General features: G+C 62.7%; 14 protein-coding genes. 3 read left to right on the top strand and 11 right to left on the bottom strand.

Annotated elements, in window-relative coordinates:
* Positions 1-58: 58 nt before the first annotated feature.
* The 5 genes from FJ490_RS11835 to FJ490_RS11815 form a co-directional block, all read right to left on the bottom strand.
* Positions 59-3,220 (bottom strand): efflux RND transporter permease subunit, encoded by a 3,162-nt coding sequence (locus FJ490_RS11835; RefSeq protein WP_140554980.1) that lies wholly within the window; start codon positions 3,218-3,220, stop codon positions 59-61.
* The gene (locus FJ490_RS11830) at positions 3,217-4,503 is read right to left on the bottom strand and encodes an efflux RND transporter periplasmic adaptor subunit (protein ID WP_140728992.1); all 1,287 of its coding nucleotides are present in this window, start codon (positions 4,501-4,503) and stop codon (positions 3,217-3,219) included. Before FJ490_RS11830 ends, FJ490_RS11835 begins: the two co-directional genes overlap by 4 nt.
* A 216-nt stretch (positions 4,504-4,719) precedes the next feature.
* A complete protein-coding gene (locus FJ490_RS11825; RefSeq protein ID WP_140516483.1) occupies positions 4,720-5,316 on the bottom strand; it encodes a LysE family translocator in 597 nt (198 codons plus the stop codon).
* A gap of 109 nt (positions 5,317-5,425) precedes the next feature.
* Positions 5,426-5,998 (bottom strand): acetolactate synthase small subunit, encoded by a 573-nt coding sequence (gene ilvN / locus FJ490_RS11820; protein ID WP_023676680.1) that lies wholly within the window; start codon positions 5,996-5,998, stop codon positions 5,426-5,428.
* A gap of 82 nt (positions 5,999-6,080) precedes the next feature.
* Positions 6,081-7,862, bottom strand: coding sequence for an acetolactate synthase 3 large subunit (locus FJ490_RS11815; RefSeq protein WP_140664654.1), 1,782 nt, complete (start codon positions 7,860-7,862; stop codon positions 6,081-6,083).
* A 445-nt stretch (positions 7,863-8,307) separates the two neighbouring features.
* Between FJ490_RS11815 and FJ490_RS11810 the strand changes: the two genes are divergently transcribed.
* A complete protein-coding gene (locus tag FJ490_RS11810; RefSeq protein ID WP_140559561.1) occupies positions 8,308-10,110 on the top strand; it encodes an NAD(P)/FAD-dependent oxidoreductase in 1,803 nt (600 codons plus the stop codon).
* 73 nt (positions 10,111-10,183) lie between these two features.
* Here the strand turns inward: FJ490_RS11810 and FJ490_RS11805 are convergent, their stop codons facing one another.
* Together FJ490_RS11805 and FJ490_RS11800 are read right to left on the bottom strand one after the other, a co-directional pair.
* On the bottom strand, positions 10,184-10,774 hold the full coding sequence (locus FJ490_RS11805; protein WP_140516488.1) for an HD domain-containing protein: 591 nt from the start codon (positions 10,772-10,774) through the stop codon (positions 10,184-10,186).
* Complete coding sequence (locus FJ490_RS11800) at positions 10,771-11,922, bottom strand: gamma-butyrobetaine dioxygenase (protein ID WP_140656825.1); 1,152 nt, start codon at positions 11,920-11,922, stop codon at positions 10,771-10,773. The genes FJ490_RS11805 and FJ490_RS11800 overlap by 4 nt, the downstream gene beginning before the upstream one ends.
* Before the next feature lie 118 nt (positions 11,923-12,040).
* Between FJ490_RS11800 and FJ490_RS11795 the strand changes: the two genes are divergently transcribed.
* Positions 12,041-12,928, top strand: a complete 888-nt coding sequence (locus FJ490_RS11795) for a LysR family transcriptional regulator (protein ID WP_140630982.1) — start codon at positions 12,041-12,043, stop codon at positions 12,926-12,928.
* Between the two features lie 3 nt (positions 12,929-12,931).
* Here FJ490_RS11795 and FJ490_RS11790 read toward each other — a convergent pair whose 3' ends face one another.
* Genes FJ490_RS11790 through FJ490_RS11780 form a run of 3 tightly spaced genes read right to left on the bottom strand, consistent with a single transcriptional unit; the run spans position 12,932 to position 14,379 of the window.
* Positions 12,932-13,453 (bottom strand): GNAT family N-acetyltransferase, encoded by a 522-nt coding sequence (locus FJ490_RS11790; RefSeq protein ID WP_140656823.1) that lies wholly within the window; start codon positions 13,451-13,453, stop codon positions 12,932-12,934.
* Positions 13,454-13,502: 49 nt separating this feature from the next.
* The gene (locus tag FJ490_RS11785; RefSeq protein WP_140516495.1) at positions 13,503-13,811 is read right to left on the bottom strand and encodes a hypothetical protein; all 309 of its coding nucleotides are present in this window, start codon (positions 13,809-13,811) and stop codon (positions 13,503-13,505) included.
* 4 nt (positions 13,812-13,815) lie between these two features.
* Positions 13,816-14,379: an XRE family transcriptional regulator gene (locus FJ490_RS11780; protein WP_140579979.1), complete on the bottom strand. Its 564-nt coding sequence runs from the start codon at positions 14,377-14,379 to the stop codon at positions 13,816-13,818.
* A 154-nt stretch (positions 14,380-14,533) separates the two neighbouring features.
* Here FJ490_RS11780 and FJ490_RS11775 point away from each other — a divergent pair, with 154 nt between their 5' ends.
* Entirely contained in the window at positions 14,534-16,366 is a 1,833-nt protein-coding gene (locus FJ490_RS11775; protein WP_140516706.1) for an ATP-binding protein, read from the top strand.
* 221 nt (positions 16,367-16,587) lie between these two features.
* On the opposite strand, the gene FJ490_RS11770 is transcribed toward FJ490_RS11775, so the two are convergent.
* Positions 16,588-17,379, bottom strand: coding sequence for a GGDEF domain-containing protein (locus FJ490_RS11770; RefSeq protein WP_140516501.1), 792 nt, complete (start codon positions 17,377-17,379; stop codon positions 16,588-16,590).
* Between the last annotated feature and the right edge of the window lie 62 nt (positions 17,380-17,441).

The following is a 17,441-nucleotide window of genomic DNA, read 5'->3' as shown; positions in this document are numbered from 1 at the left end:
CTGGGATCCGCCGGCCGCAAGCATGACGACTTGGGCCAGTGGGCGCGACGCGGATACACTACTCCGCGGCCGTCTTTTGCGGCTCGCCTCGGATTTCGTCATCATCGTCGAACAGCGAAGGCTGATCCTCCGCTTCGACCAGATGCAATTCGGGCTTGCGCTTCGGCATCAGCCCGACCAGCCAGCCCGAGAAATTTTCCATGTAGACATAGATTACCGGTGTGACGAACAGCGTCAGCGCCTGCGAGGCGAGCAGACCGCCGACAACGGCGACGCCCAGCGGCTGGCGCAGCTCCGCGCTGGCGCCCGTGCCGAGCGCGATCGGGAACGTGCCCATCAAGGCGGCCAGCGTCGTCATCATGATCGGCCGGAACCGCATCAGGCAGGCCTTGTGGATGGACTCGGTGGCCGACATTCCTTCTCGTCGCAATTCGAGCGCGACGTCGACCATCATGATGCCGTTCTTCTTGACGATGCCGATCAGCATCAGGATGCCGATCACCGCGATGACGGACAGGTCCATGCCGGCGAAGCGCAAGGCGACAACCGCTCCCAGCACAGCCGATGGCAAGCCTGTGAGGATCGTGAGCGGATGGATGAAGCTCTCATAGAGAATGCCAAGCACGATATAGATGGTCAGGATCGCGCCGCCGATCAGCAGGCCCTGGTTGGCGAGCGAATCCTGGAAGGTCTTGGCTGTGCCGGCAAAGCTGGTCGAGATCGTCTCCGGCATGCCGATCTGCTCCTTGAGCGCGTCGATGCGGCTCACGCTGTCGCCGAGCGCCACGCCTTGCGGCAGATTATAGGAGATCGTCACGGCCGGAAGCTGGCCGAGCTGGTTGACCGTCAAGGCGCCGGCCGTGCGATCGACCCGGGCGAAGGCGCCAAGCGGAACCAGGGAGCCGCTCGCCGTCCTCATCTGGATGGCCAGCATCCGCTCCGGCGACCACTCGATCTTGGGATCGAGCTCGGTGATGACTTCGTAGCTGTCGGCGGAGCCGAAGATCGTCGAAACCTGGTCGGTGCCGAACCCGCCATAAAGCGCCGAGCGCAGCGTGTCGGTGTCGATGCCGAGCTGGGCCGCCTTGTCGCGATCCACCACCAGCGTCGCCTGCAGCGCATTGTTCTGCAAATCGCTGGTGACGTCGGTGAAGGTCGCATGATCGGCCGCCATCGCGTCATTCAGTTTCTGCGCCCAGATGTCTGTCTGGCCGGTGTCGAGGCCCTGAACCACGAGCTGGTAGGCGCTGGCAGACGAGCGCGAACCCAGCCTCAGATTCTGCACAGGCTGCATGTAGGTCTCGATGCCCGCGACGCCGGCCAATTGCTTGCGTAGATCCGCAAGCACCTTCTCGATATTGGGCCGCTGGTCCTTGCCCTTGAGCTGGACGAAAAGCTGCCCCTGGTTGAGCGCATTGTTGCCGCTGCCCGCCGACCACGCAACATGGTCGACATAGGGCGAATGCGAGAACACGCTGGCCACCTGCCCCTGCAGCTTTGCCATGGCGTCGAACGAGATGTCCTGGCGCGCAATGGTCGTCACCGATATCTGGCCGATATCCTCCTGCGGGAAAAAGCCCTTCGGCGAGACCTCGATCAGCCACACCGACGCCGCCGCGGTGCCTATGAAGACCAGGAACACCAGGAAAGTGTGCCGCAGACAGAAGCTCAGGATCCGGTCGTAGCCGCGGGTGATGAAATCGCGCCTGTGGCCATCGCCATGCGCCTCGCGGTCGGCCTTGGTCACCGACAGCAGCCGCGAGCACAGCATCGGCGTCAGCGTCAGCGACACGAACATCGACGCCAGGATGGCGACCGTCACCACGACGGCGAACTCGTTGAAGATGCGCCCGATGACGCCGCCCATCAGAAGCACCGGGATGAACACGGCCACCAGCGAGATCGAAATCGAGATGATGGTGAAGCCGATTTCGCGCGCGCCCTTCAGCGACGCATCGAAAGCCGACAATCCGTCCTCCTCCATGTGACGGAAGATGTTTTCCAGCATCACGATAGCGTCGTCGACGACGAGGCCGACCGCGAGCGTCAGGCCCATCAGCGAAATGTTGTCGATGGAAAAGCCGAACAGGAACATCGCGCCGAGCGTGGCGATCAACGAGATCGGCACCGCCACGGCCGGGATGATGGTCGCCGTAACGCGGCGCAGGAACACGAAGATCACCATGACCACCAGCGCGATGGTCAACAGCAGCGTGAACTGCACGTCGTCCACGGCCTGGCGGATCGAGGTCGAACGGTCGTTGAGCAGCTTGATCTGGGCGGCGGCCGGCATCTGGTCCTGGAAGGACGGCAGCATCGCCTTGACCTTGTCGACGACGTCGACAGTGTTGGCGTCGGGCTGGCGCTGCACCGCCATGATGATCGCGCGCGTGCCGTCATACCAGCTTGCAGTCGTCGTGGTCTGCACCGAATCGACGACGCGTGTCACCTCGCCCAGCCGCACCGGATGACCGTTCTTGGTGGCGATGATGAGGTTGGAGAATCCGGCGGCGTCGGTCAGCTGCGTATTGGCCGTGATCGTCAACTGCTGTTTGTTGTTCTTCAGAACGCCCAGCGGGGTGTTGGAGTTGGCGGATGCGATCGCCGCCTGCAGCTGGTCGATCGAAATGCCGCGCGCGGCAAGCGCGGTCGGGTCGATCTGGATGCGGACTGCATATTTCTGCTGGCCGAAGATGGAGACCTGCGCCACGCCGTCGATGGTCGACAGCGACGGCGAGATGACGTTTTCGGCGAAAGCATCGAGATCGGTCAGCGGAACCGTATCGCTGACCAGCGACATCAAAAGGATCGGCGCGTCGGCCGGATTGACCTTGCGATAGCTCGGCGGCGAGGTCATCTGCGGCGGCAGCGATCTTTGCGTGCGCGCGATCGCTGCCTGCACGTCCGCGGCCGCGGCATCGATGTCGCGGTTGAGCACGAACTGGATGGCGATCGAGGTCTGGCCGAGCGAGTTGGTGGTCGAGATCGAATCGATTCCGGCAATGGTGGCGAATTGCTTGATCAGCGGCGTCGCCACCGACGTTGCCATCGTTTCCGGCGAGGCTCCGGGTAGCTGAGCCGAGACGTTGACGACAGGGAATTCGGCACTGGGCAGCGCGGCCACCGGGAGGAACTTGTAGGCGAACAGCCCGCCCAGAACGAGGGCGAACGACATCAGGAGGGTGGCGACAGGCCTGCGAATGCAGAACTCGGAGATCATTGGGCCGCCTCGCCGGCCTTGTCCGCTTGCGCGATCTTGGGTGCTGTCTGGTCGCCGGATCCGGCGGATGCGTTGCCTTCGTGCACGGCAGCCCCGTTCTTCAGTCGCGTCTGGCCTTCGATAACAACCTTCTCGCCGCTTTTCAGGCCATCGCTGATGGCGGCGCTCTGACCCACGGTCAGCGCCACTTGCACCGGCCGCATTTCGACTGTGTTGTCAGGCTTGACCACATAGACGAACGGCCCCTTCTGGCTGGGCTGCACCGCGACCGTGGGGACGGACGTCATCTGCGGCATGATGCCGGCGTCGAGCACGACATTCACATATTGGCCCGGCCACAGCGACAGATCGGCGTTGGGTATGCTGGCTCGCGTTGCGATGGTGCCGGAAGCGGTATCGACGCTGGAATCGACGAAATCGAGCGTGCCCTTGCCAATGGGTGTCGGGTCGCCGTCCTGGGTCAGGGTCACTGCCCCTTGCTGTGGCTTTGCCAGTGCCTTGTGCAGCAGCGCAAGGTTGCTTTCGGGCAGGTTGAAGTTCACCTGCAGCGGATCCATCTGGGTGATGGTGACGAGCGGGGTCGAGGTGCTGCTGCTGCCATTGCTCGTGGTCACGAGATCGCCCACGGCAACGTTGACCGCGCCAAGCCTGCCGGAAATCGGCGCGGTGATCCTGGCAAAGCCAAGCTGGACATTGTCTGCATCGATTGTCGCCTTGTCGGCATCGACAGTCGCTGCCGCCGCCTTCTGCGCGGCAACGGCCTGGTCGTAGGTCTGCTGCGTACCGGCCTGCTTGGCGACAAGATCCTTGGCGCGCTGAAGATCGGAATTCGAACTGGCAAGCAGCGCCTGATCCTTGGCGAGCGTCGCCTGATCCTTGGCGAGCTGCGCCTTCAAGGCACGGTCATCCAGCGAAAACAGGAGATCGCCGGTTTTCACCATCTGCCCGTCCTTGACGTCGATCGACACGATCTGGCTGGACACGCGCGCGTTGATGCTGACCACGGCGGGAGAGGAGACGAAGCCGATGGCGTAGCGCCGGACCGGGAAATCGGCCGTCGTTGCCGTGGCCGAGATGATCGAGGCCGAACGGGCGCCAGTGCCGCCAGCCGCCTGCTTGCCCCCTGCCTGCGGATCCTGGCTATCCGGCGCCGGCTTGTCCGACGCGACCTGATTTACACCGATGATCTGCCGGGCCCTGCTCAGCGCATCGGGAGACAGATAGAGCCAGGCCGCGCCTGCGCAGGCGACCGCAAGCAATGAAAGAATGACTTTTCCACGCATCGACAAAAGACCCTCTCCGTCCGACACGCCATAGCCAGGTGGTCGTATTCTAGCTCAAATCACGACGCCCTGCCGCGATTTCGCTGAATAGAATAGGACAGGGCTTTGGCGGAAAAGGGCCAAAACACGGCATTACGAAGATTTAATGTGCACTGCACAATGGATGGGCTGGCCACCATGATCGCGTGCAAAAGGCGGATCGCGAACCTGGACAACTCACCGCAGCATCGGCCAAAGCGTCGCGGCCAGCAACACGCCCATGGCGATGTTGAACCATTTCAGCCGCACTGGATCGGACAGGAAACCGCGCAGCGCCGTGCCGAATCCCGCCCACACTGAAACGCTCGGCAGGTTGACGATGGTGAAGGCCACCGAGATCAGCGCCACCGACAGGAACGGATGCTCCGGATTGGAGTAGACGGCCATGGCGGTGATCGCCATCACCCAGGCCTTGGCATTGACCCACTGGAACGCCGCCGCCTCGATGAAACGCATCGGCCGCGCCTTCGTCTCGCCTTTGCCGCTGAGCGAGCGTGACATGGCGATTTTCCAGGCAAGGTAGAGCAGATAGGCGGCGCCGGCGATCTTGAGCGCGGTGTGCAGCGCCGGGAACGCCGTCAGCACGGCGCCAAGACCAAGGCCGACCGCCAGCAGCAAGACAAGAAACCCGATGCTGATGCCGAACATATGCGGCACGCTCCTCACCAGGCCGAAATTCACACCTGAGGCGAGCAGCATCAGATTGTTAGGCCCGGGCGTGATCGAGGTCACGAAGGCGTAGACAAGCAAGGCGAGGAATGCGTCGAGCGACATGATATCCTCCCAGATAAGCCAGTATTATTGTCTCTTCCAACGACCGCACAAATGCCACCCTCGGCCGGTGGCCGGTCCCGTCGTCACGCTGTGGAGAAACTTACCGGTGCTACATCCCCTGCGGGCCACGGTTCATCGCCGCCACGCCGGTGCGGCAGATTTCGACCAGGCCGAGTGGCTTCATGATGGCGATGAACTGGTCGAGCTTGGAGCCCTTGCCGGTGATCTCGAAGATGAAATGCTCGGTGTTGGCGTCGATGACGCTGGCGCGGAAGGCGTCAGCCAGCCGCAGCGCCTCGACGCGGGCTTCGCCGGTGCCGGCGACCTTGACCAGCGCCAGTTCCCGCTCCAGCGGCCGCTCCTGGCCGAACTCCTGCGAGCGCACGGTGAGGTCGACGACGCGGTGGACCGGCACGATGCGCTCGAGCTGGTGCTTGATCTGCTCCAGCACATGCGGCGTGCCGCGCGTCACGATGGTGATGCGCGACAGATGTTTCTCATGCTCGGTTTCCGAGACCGTCAGGCTCTCGATGTTGTAGCCGCGCCCGGAAAACAGGCCGATGACCCGGGCAAGCACGCCCGGCTCGTTGTCGACCAGCACTGAAAGCGTGTGGTTCTCGGGCTTTTCCGTTTCCTTGGCGATGAAATAGGCGGAGCCGGTCGGTTGTAGCTGTGCGTTCATGATGTGAATCTCGACTTCAAACTCTTGGATCTAGTCTCTGTTTACGCACGGCTTCTCGCGACAGCCCTGCCTCTGTCCGCTGCTAAACCAGTTCCCTGCCCTTGGCGTCGATGGCGTTGGCCACCGCTTCGTCCGTCGCCTCGTCCGGCAAGAGCATCTCATTGTGCGCCTTGCCCGACGGGATCATCGGGAAGCAGTTGGCGAGCGTCGCCACGCGGCAGTCGAACAGCACCGGCTTCCTGACCGAGATCATCTCCTTGATGGCATCGTCCAGCTCGTCCGGCTTGTCGCAGCGAATACCGTGGCCGCCATAGGCTTCGGCCAGCTTGACGAAATCAGGCATGGCTTCGGTGTAGGAATGCGACAGCCGGTTGCCGTGCAACAGCTGCTGCCATTGCCGCACCATGCCCATATACTGGTTGTTGAGAATGAAGATTTTGATCGGCGCGTCGAACTGCACCGCGGCACTCATCTCTTGCATCGTCATCTGCACCGAAGCGTCGCCGGCGATATCGACGACCAGCGCGTTCGGATGCGCGATCTGCACGCCCAGTGCCGCCGGCAGGCCGTAACCCATCGTGCCGAGCCCCCCGGACGTCATCCAGCGGTTCGGCTTCTCGAAATGGTAGTGCTGGGCCGCCCACATCTGGTGCTGGCCGACCTCCGTCGTGATGTAGGTGTCCATGTCCTTGGTCAGGGCATAGAGCCGCTGGATGGCATATTGCGGCATGATCACGTCGTTGTTCATCTTGTACGCGAGCGAATCGCGCGCGCGCCATTTGGCGATCTGCTCCCACCAGGGATAGAGCGCCTTCTTGTCGGCCTTGGCGGTTGCCCGCCACAGCCGCACGAGATCCTCCAGAACCCGGCCGACATCGCCGATAATGGGCACGTCGGTGTGGACGTTCTTGTTGATCGAGGACGGATCGATGTCGATATGGATCTTCTTCGAGTTCGGCGAGAACGCGTTGAGCCGGCCGGTGATGCGGTCGTCGAAGCGCGCACCGATGCAGATCATCACGTCGCAATCATGCATGGCCATGTTGGCTTCGTAGGTGCCGTGCATGCCGAGCATGCCGAGCCAGTTCTTGCCCGATGCCGGATAGGCGCCGAGCCCCATCAACGTCGAGGTGATCGGGAAACCGGTGAGGTCGACCAGTTCGCGCAGCAGATGGCTCGCTTCCGGACCGGAGTTGATGACGCCGCCGCCGCTGTAGATGATCGGCTTCCTGGCACCGGCCAGCAGTTCGACCGCCGCCTTGACCTTCTCCAGGTCGCCCTGCACCTTCGGCTGATAGCTGGTGCGCGGCGCGGTTTGCGGAGAAACATAAAAACCCTTGGCGAACTGCACGTCCTTCGGGATGTCGACCACGACAGGACCGGGACGGCCGGTGGTGGCGACATGGAAGGCCTCATGAATGGTTGCGGCAAGCTCGTTAACGTCCTTGACCAGCCAATTGTGCTTGGTGCAGGGGCGCGTGATGCCGACCGTGTCGCACTCCTGGAAAGCGTCCGAACCGATCAGCGAGGTCGGCACCTGCCCGGTCAGGCACACCAGCGGGATCGAATCCATCAGCGCGTCCTGCAAAGGCGTCACCGCGTTGGTCGCGCCCGGACCCGATGTCACCAGCATGACGCCTGCCTTGCCGGTCGAGCGCGCATAGCCCTCGGCGGCGTGGCCGGCGCCCTGCTCGTGCCTCACCAGGATGTGCTCGACGTCGTCCTGCTGGAATATCTCGTCATAGATCGGGAGAACCGCGCCGCCCGGATAACCGAAGACATGCTTGACGCCATTATCCTTCAGCGCCTGCACCACCATTTCGGCGCCAGTCATTTCGCGCCGCTCGCTCTGTCCGTTGCTCATCGGTTTGGTCCCGTACTGTCCGCCATCTGGCGATTTGCTGGTCGTTTAGTCGTGTTTCAGGCAATAAAAAAGGCCCCCGAGGGAGCCTGTGTGTTGCGCATGGGAGGTTTTCGCCCGGCGGTTACACCGCCTTGCCCACGCGCCTTCCTACGAGAATGAGTGCCTTTTTCATGGTGGCGAACCATAAGGGTGAAAGCAGCCGTTCGTCAATGGGGTCGATTCCGCTTTCATGCCGGCTTGCCCGGTGCATGGCACGAAGCACGCGCACGCCGTCATTTAGACCCGGCTCGACGTCGGGTCGCTGGTCAAACCTCTGAAAACAAAGCGAACTATTTGGCGACGTGACGCGGCCCATGGTTTGCCGCGATACTGTCCAAGGCCGGACCCCAAGCTCGGCAAAGGCAGCTCGCAACGAGGCCGATCAACAAAAACGCGGAGGAAACTGATGCTCGACAAGGCCCCGAACAGGAAGCTTTCCGACCTTCTCGAACGATTTGGCGCGGCCCTTGCCGCCGGCGACGTCGACAAGGCGGTCGAATGCTTCCAGGAAGATTGTTATTGGCGCGACCTCGTCACCTTCACCTGGAATATCAAGACCATGGAAGGCCGCGATCAGGTGCGTGACATGCTGGAAAGCCAGCTGTCGAAGACGAAGCCATCACATTTCGCCATCGCCAGGGGCGAGGACGCGACCGAGGCGAACGGGGTGATCGACGGCTGGATCAGCTTCGAGACGGATGTGGCGCGCGGCTTCGGCCATATCAGGTTGAAGGACGGCAAGATCTGGACGCTGCTGACCACGATGGTCGAGCTGAAAGGGCATGAAGAGCCGGCCGGCTTCGCCCGGCCGATGGGCGCCAAGCACGGCTCCGGCAAGAACCGCCCGACCTGGAAGGAAGAGCGCGAAAAGGAAGCGGCCGAGCTTGGCTTCAAGACGCAGCCCTATACGGTCATCATCGGCGGCGGCCAGGGCGGCATCGCGCTTGGCGCGCGGCTCCGCCAGCTCGGCGTGCCGACGATCATCATCGAGAAGAATGAACGTGCCGGCGACAGTTGGCGCAAGCGCTACAAGTCGCTCTGCCTGCACGACCCGGTCTGGTATGACCATTTGCCCTACATCGATTTTCCCCGGAACTGGCCGGTTTTCTCGCCCAAGGACAAGATCGGCGACTGGCTGGAAATGTACACCAAGGTGATGGAGCTGAATTACTGGTCCTCAACCGAGGCCAAGAGCGCTTCCTACGACGAGGAGAACAAGGAATGGACGGTTGTCGTCCACCGCGACGGCAAGGACATCACGCTGAAGCCGAAGCAGCTGGTGCTGGCCACCGGCATGTCCGGCCGTCCCAATCTGCCGAAGTTCAAGGGCATGGAGAATTTCAAGGGCGATCAGCACCACTCCTCCAAGCACCCCGGCCCCGACCAATATGCCGGCAAGAAGGTTGTCGTCATCGGCTCCAACAATTCCGCGCACGATATTTGCGCAGCACTGTGGGAAGCCGGCGTCGACGTCACCATGGTGCAGCGATCGACCACCCACATCGTCAGATCCGACACGCTGATGGATATCGGGCTTGGCGCGCTCTACTCGGAGCAGGCGGTGCAGAACGGTATGACCACCGCCAAGGCCGACCTCATCTTCGCCTCCCTGCCCTACAAGATCCTGCACGAGTTCCAGATTCCGCTTTATGAGAAGATGAAGGAGCGCGACGCGGCGTTCTACAAGGGCCTGGAAAAGGCGGGGTTCATGCTCGACTGGGGCGACGACGGCTCCGGCCTGTTCATGAAATATCTCAGGCGTGGCTCCGGCTACTACATCGATATCGGCGCTTCGCAGCTGATCATCGATGGCGCCATCAAGCTCAAGAGCGGCGTCGATGTGGCCGAGATCAAAGAACATTCCGTCCTGCTCAGCGATGGCACCGAACTGCCGGCGGACGTCATCGTCTACGCCACCGGATACGGCTCGATGAATGGCTGGGCGGCGGAGCTGATCTCAAAGGAGGTTGCCGACAAGGTCGGCAAATGCTGGGGACTCGGCTCGAACACCACCAAGGATCCCGGCCCATGGGAAGGTGAGCAGCGCAACATGTGGAAGCCGACGCAGCAGGAGGCGCTCTGGTTCCATGGCGGTAACCTGCACCAGTCGCGCCATTATTCGCAGTTCCTGTCGCTGCAGTTGAAGGCCAGGCAGGAAGGCATTGCGACGCCCGTCTATGGGCTGCAGCAGGTTCACCACAAGGGATAAGCCAGATCGTGGCGAAAAACCGAGGGAGGCGCGGTTTTGGACCGCGCCTCCCTTTCCTGATCGGTGCGATCGGCTACGCCGCCTGGTCGGCCGCGAACCGCGCCACCACGCGTTCTAGCAACGGCACATAGTCGCGAAACGTGCGCGTCCTCATGTCGGCGACCTTGCCGCCCTCGTCCCAGATGCGGACGCGCACCGCCTCTTCGTGAAACGGGTTCTTGCGGAACCCGGCCACCTCGTCCGGGCTCATCGGCCCGCCCTGCAACGACAGCGTATGAACCGAAGCCGGCGACAGCTTGTCGAAATAGGTCGGGTCGGTGGCGCAGAGATAGCGCTTGGCCGAGACATGCAGCCTGACGCATTCGACGATGACCGGCGGGAAGAACGGCGCCAGCACCTCGCCGCCGGCCTCGTCATGGTGCTTGTCCTCGACGTCATCGGGCGAATAGGTACCGAACTCGCTGGTGTAGTGGCCGATATCGTGCAGCAGGGCTGCTGCCACCAGTTCTTCCGGCGCACCATCCTGCTCTGCGAGCCAGGCGCCCTGCAGCATATGCTCGGACATCGTCACCGGCTCGCCGAGATAGGATTCGGCTCCCCGGCGCTCGAAGATATCGGCGATGAATTCGACGATGTTGCCGGCGTTCAGATCATGTGGGTTCATTCCGCCGCCTCCTTGAAACCGTGCTCGATCGCCGCCAACGTCGACAGCAGGCCGTCCTTGTCGGCATAGCAGCCCTGCAGCCAGCGTTTCCCGGTTCCCGAAAACGCTTTGCGCGCATGCATGACGCGGGTGTTGTCGACGATGAAGGCTTGCCCCGGCTCGAGCTTGAACGTTACTTCGAAGGCCGGATCCTCGATCAACTCCGCAAAGCGGCGATAGGCGGCGTAGTAGGCATCCATCTCGGCGAAAGGCACGTCGACGGTCGGCGCCAGCGAGCGGTTGTTGAAGCGGATGCAGATCAGTTCGCCGTCCGGCCCGAGTTCGATCATAGGCCGCTTCGCCTGCAGCCGCACGCCGGTCGATCCGGCATATTCGAACCGGGCAGGATGCGAACTCAGGAGTCGGAAGCCTTCGGGGTTCTCGGCCTGCAGGGCGGCCGCCACGGCGAACCCGTCGACCACGCTGGACTCACCACCCTCCACCGTGTTCTCGATACAGGACAGGATCTGCAGCGTCGGCACCGGGTCGCGATAAGGATTGTCGGTGTGCGCCTGGAGGCCGAGATTGGTGTAGGCCAGATTGTTCGGATTGACCTCGGCGCGCACTTCGAACCAGCGCCCGTAATTGGTCTCCCTGATGTAGCCGAACAGGTCGGAGACCTTGCACAGAGCGCCGGATTCGGCCGGCAGTCCGTCCATCACTGCAAAACCGTAGGCCCTCACCGCCAAGAGCCATTCCCGCAGCACACTGCGGCTGCGGCTTGCCTTCGGATAACCGGCGCGCGGCACCGAATTCTGCATCGTCGCCCTTGTCCAGCGCTGCACCGCGTCGGCGGTCCATCCGGACTGACGGGCCTCGGCGCGATCATAGGCATTGGCTCGAAGCCACGCCTCGGGAAAGCTGACCGTCTTCTTCTCGGGCACGAATCTGATCTCCACGGCATTGCCCTTGATCGAAGCGGCACCGATCCGCGTCTCGGCTGGAATATCGAGGATGGTGATCAGTCGCTGGCCGTTGCCGGCGCTGCGTGTCTTGTCGTCGAGTGCGTTGTCGCGAAGCCACATGGCATGGAACCGGCAGCGTGTGCCGTCGTTCCAGCCCAGTTCGATCATTCTTCCTGCGTCGCCTATCAGCGCATCGGTCAACATGGAGATGTTCCTGTCCATTGCGCCCCGCAGTCCGCTCAGCGGGGCCTCGATTGCATGTTGATCGAGCGAAAGGTACAATTGAAATTATCATTTTTCGGTCAATGGCTGCAAAATCGTAATGCCTGCGAGAACCATCCCCACCTTGCCCCCACTCGACTGGCTGCGCAGCTTCGAGGCAGCGGCGCGGCTTTCGAATTTTACGGCGGCGGCCGCCGAACTCGGCCTGACCCAGGCGGCCGTCAGTCAGCATGTCCGGCTCCTCGAGGATCGGCTGAAGACGCGTCTGTTCTCACGGCTGGCGCGGGGCGTCGCACTGTTGCCGGAGGGCGCCGCCTACTTGCCCCACATCCAATCAGCCTTCGCCACCATCGGCAGCAGCACGGCGGAACTGTTCGAGCCCCGCGCCGTCGAGACCGTCACCTTGCGGGCGCCGATCTCTTTCGCTTTGCTGGTGCTCGTTCCGAAGCTGCCCGACCTTGCCAAGGCGCTGCCGCGCATCCATGTCGACCTGGTGACGATCCATCGCCCGACCGACTATGACCTGCCGGGCTCAGCGCTGGACATCCGTTTCGGCAACGGATCCTTTCCCGGACGCCTGGCCGACAGGCTGACCGCCGAGCGGCTTGTGCCGGTGGCCGCCCCGGCCTTGGCCAGTGATGCCGACTGGACATCCCTGCCGCTGCTCCTGGTCGCCGGTGCGCGCGAGATGTGGGCGGAATGGTTCGCCGCGGCGGGATTGGCCGGTCACCCCAGGCGCTCGCATCGCTTCGACAGCTTCGTGGCTGCGATGGAGGCTGCGCGAGCCGGCGCGGGCGTGCTTCTGGGCTCGCGGCCGCTGATTGACGAGGCACTCGAAAGCAAGGCCCTGGCCAGGCTTTCCGATTTCGAGCTCCCGAGCACATCGGGGCATTTTCTGACCAAGGCACCGATCGCGCGACTGACCGGTGCCGAGCAGGATTTCCGCCAATGGCTGCTGTCGCGCCTCGGCGAGCCATCTCCGACATGACGTTCACCGGCCGATGCGCTTCCAGTAGATGAGCGTGCCGGTCAGCCCGCCATGGGGCTTCAATGCATAGTCCGGTATGTCCCCGGTCAGCGTGAAGCCCAGCCTCTCATAGAGCCCGGACGCCCCCTCTTCGGTCGCCGTATCCAGAACCAGAAGTGTGCGGCCCCTCTCCACCGCAAGGGCCTCGGCCGCTTGCATCAGGCGGGTCGCCACGCCTTTGCCTCGACAATCGGGGCGCGTCATCAGCTTGGCGATTTCGGCCCGGTGCGGCTGGTTGGGCGGACAGTCGAGCAGCAGCGTGACCGTGCCGACCAGCGTGTCTGCCTCCCACGCGCCAAGCACCACCCGCTCACCTCTTGCGGCCGCCGTCAGCGACGTGTCCCAGAACCTGCGGGCGGTTTCCGGCGCCAGCGGATGCATGAAGCTCACCGACCCGCCCGCGGCAACCGTTTCGACCAGAAGATCGCCAAGCAACGCCTGTGTCCGCGCGTCCTGCGTCAACATTCTGATCTCGATGGAATGCATGCTCGTTCTGCCTGGCTGAGATGGAAGGATCGATACGGTCGAACTGGCGTCAATCGAAAGCGCTGAATCGCTTTCCCTTGCGCGCCGCCTTGATCGCGGCGATGCGTTCGGTGTCCTCTTCCTGAAGGTGGCGTCCGCGTTCGAGGAGTTCGAGCGTGTATTCCTCATAGGTAAGTCCCAGCCGTTCCGCCTTGTCCACGCGCATCAGCATGACGTCGCGGCTCGGTGCTTTCCACGCCTTGGCATGCGCGGCCTGCCAGGCCAGGAAAATATAAGGATCGCCCTTGCCCCATGGCGGCCCCTTGTAGTCGTCGAGCGGCGGTCCCCCATTGTGGGAGCGCTTTGGACGTCTCGGCATGATGTCAGGCCCTGACCAGCGCGACGAGATAGTCGGCGCCCGCCTCGAGCGCATGGAAGGTGCAGTCCGACGGCGCGCCGAGCGCCAGACAGTCGCCGGGCTCGAGCCTGTGCACCAGATCGCCCTCGATGAATTCCAGCCGTCCGGAGATCAGCCATATCTGCTGTTTGATGAAGGCGTAGGACGCCGCGGGCAAACTGACCTTGGCGCCCGCCGGCAGATGAACCCTGATCAGTTCGAGCGGCATGTCGCCGGCCGGCGAAAGATGCCGCCTGACATAGCCGGTATCGGGATCCCGCCAAACGGGCTGGTCGCTCGCCCGCAGCAAGCCGCCGCCCTGCAATTCCGCGCGTGCGATAAGGGTCGACAGCGTCATGCCGAAGGCGGCGGCGATCCGCACCAGGAGCGCTGCCGTCGGGCTGGTCATGCCGCGCTCGATCGTGCTCAGCATGGCTTTGGAGACGCCGGAGCGCTCGGCGAGTTCGGCCAGGGACCATTCCCGTATCGTCCTCTCGGCGTGTATCCGTCTGCCGATTGTGGAGGAGATATCGTTCGCTATATCATTCATTCGTTTATTATAGCGAAAATCCGACAGCTGGAAAAGAGCCTTGTCGCGACAATTTTCACCAGCTTCTTAATCCTCCCTACACCATCCGGCCACACTCGACCTTAACCCAGTTCCTGTAGGCTCGACGTGAGGGAAAATGGGGATTGGCCTGTCCATGTATGTCGAACGCGAAGCCTCGGTCGGAGAACCGACATCGCAGGAGCGCCGCAACGCCGAACAGAACGACAGGCGCATCCTGGGCAATGTCGTGCAATGCGACGGTGCGCGCGCCACTATCAGCGCCTTTGCGGACGACGTCGACGGCGCGGTGACCGGCCTGTGGACGGTCGGCAAGATGATCTCGGTCAATCTCGGCAGCACGCGCACCGTCGGCCTGGTCTATGCGATCGGCAAGTCGGATCGCGCCTGGAACAGCGAGGGCCAGAACGCCATCGAGGTCAGCATCGAGCTGATCGGCGAAGTGCGCGACGGCGCCGAGCCCGGCTCCAAGCCGATCTTCGACCGCGGCATCACCACCTATCCCCATATCGGCGCCATCGCGCACCGCATCCGCAGCCGTGACCTGCAGGCCGTCTACGATCTGGCCGGGCGTCATTCGATCACCATCGGCTCGCTGTCGCAGGACGAGGCGATCGCCGCCAACATCGCCATCGACGACACGCTGGCGCGCCACTTTGCCATTGTCGGCACCACCGGTGTCGGCAAGTCCACCGCCGTCTCGCTGCTGCTGCGCAAATCGATCGCGGCGCGGCCGGATCTGCGCATCCTGATCCTCGATCCGCACAATGAATTCGCCGCGTCGCTGCCCGAATATTGCGTCAAGGTCGATTCCAAGACGCTCGACCTTCCGTTCTGGATGTTCCGGCTCGAGGAATTCGCCGAGGTTCTGTTTCGCGGCCGCGAGACCGTGCCCGACGAGATCGATGCGCTGCGCGACCTCATTCCGCTCGCCAAAAACCTCTATCGCAACCCCAATTCCGGCGCCTATCTCAGGCGCGGCAGCGATGCGCTGACCGCCGATACGCCAGTGCCCTACCGCATTGCCGATCTGCTCAAGCAGATTGACGAGCGCATGGGCATGCTTGAAAGCAAGAACGAGCGCCCGACGCTCAAATCGCTGAAGACTCGCATCGAATCGGCGGCAGCCGATCCGCGCTACCGTTTCATGTTCAACTCGCGCCTGATCGAGGACACCATCCACGAGACCATAGGCAACATCTTCCGCGTGCCGCATAACGGCCGCCCGGTGACCTGTTTCGAAATGGCCGGCATGCCGTCCGAAGTGGTCAATTCCGTCTGTTCGGTGCTGGCGCGCCTGGCGTTCGACCTTGCGCTGTGGAGCGAGGGCAAGCTGCAGCTCCTATTGCTGTGCGAAGAAGCGCATCGCTACATGCCGGCCGATGCGCGCCTCGGCTTCGCGCCGACAAGGCACGCGCTGTCGCGCATTGCCAAGGAAGGCCGCAAATACGGCTGCTATCTCGGCGTCGTCACCCAGCGCCCGGGCGAACTCGACCCGACCATCCTGTCGCAGTGCTCGACCTTTTTCGCCATGCGGCTCGCCAATGAGCAGGACCAGGCGATCATCCGCTCGGCCATCGCCGACTCGTCCGCCTCCACGCTTGCTTTCCTGTCGTCCATGGGCCAGCGCGAAGCGATCGCCTTCGGCGAAGGCGTGGCGACGACGATGCGGCTGAAGTTCGAGAGACTGCCGGCTGAACTGATCCCCGGCACGGCAAAGCGCGAACAAGCCATGTCGTCGAAAACCGGAGACGATGTCGATCTGGTGACGATCGTGGAACGGCTTCGCAACGTTCCAAAGCCGCAGCAGCAGGCGATGGCCTTTGCCGAAGTGGTCGATTCTGGCCGCCAGGCCGGCGATCCCGACTACCGCAAGCCGCCGGCCGCACGCGTGCAATCGGACGATGATTTCGACATGCGCTACGGCCTAAAGCCCGCCACCTTCGGCATGCGCCCCCAGAACGATTGAGCCTGCAAGCTCTCTGACGACCGGCCGGGAAGCCGCACACAAGCTTCCAAAGGCTTCACATCATCGAACCAGCTTGGTCAAATCCCGAAAGGGAATTCATCAGGCCGGATTGATGGCGTGGTTTTCAAGAAGCCGGAGCGGAGCGGACATTCAGTCCGTGAGCACCGGAAGTCGAAAAAGCCGCGTCAGGCAACCGGCCTCGTGAATTCTTCTTCGGGATTTCAGGCGCAGACGCGGTTGCGGCCTTGCCTCTTGGCCTCGTAGAGCTGGCGGTCGGCGCGGCGATAGAATTCTTCCGCCGTCTCCTTGCGGTCCCAGACGGCAAGGCCGACGCTGGTGGTGATCTTGAGCCGGACATTGCCCGAAAGAACCGACATGTTGGCGATCGCCTTGCGGATACGCTCGGCGAATTTCGACAACAATTCCGCCTCCATGTTGGGCGTGACCACGGCGAATTCCTCGCCACCCAATCGCGCCACCACGTCATGGTAGCGCGTCATGTCCTTGAGACAGCTGGCGACGGCCTTGAGTACCTCGTCGCCAACGTCGTGGCCATGTGTATCGTTGACCTGCTTGAAATGATCAAGGTCGAGGATCATCAGCCCGACGGGTTTCTCGATGCGCTTGAACTCGTCGAGATATTCCTTCAGCGCGTCGTCGAAATAGCGCCGGTTCTGCATGCCGGTCAGGCTATCTGTCAGCGCCGCATGTTCGAACGTCTCGGAGCGGGCGCTCAGTGACACGGTCATGGCGCGCAGCTTGCCTTCCTCCGTCGCCTGCCTGCGGATCAGCGGGTAGATGAAGAAGATGCCGAAGAACAGCGCGGTCGCGAGCAGCACGCCCGTCGCGAAAAGCAGCTTGTTGAGGTAGATGACCTTGTCCAGGCCGGAGGCCGTGTGCAGTTCGGTGGCAAAGGATTGCAGCAGTCCATAGGCATGCAGCGTCACCAGGCCGGCGGCCAGGATCACGAAGATAAAGACGAAAAACGCCGATTCCGCCTTGTGGAAACGCATCTGCTCCCCGATGGAAAAATGCCCATCGACCTTATGGCATGGCGGGCCTTACGGAGGGTTAA

Origin of the sequence: Mesorhizobium sp. B2-5-11 (genome assembly GCF_006440835.1) — a bacterium.
In the GTDB taxonomy this organism is placed as follows: domain Bacteria; phylum Pseudomonadota; class Alphaproteobacteria; order Rhizobiales; family Rhizobiaceae; genus Mesorhizobium.
This window is presented reverse-complemented; position numbering and strand designations above follow the sequence as displayed.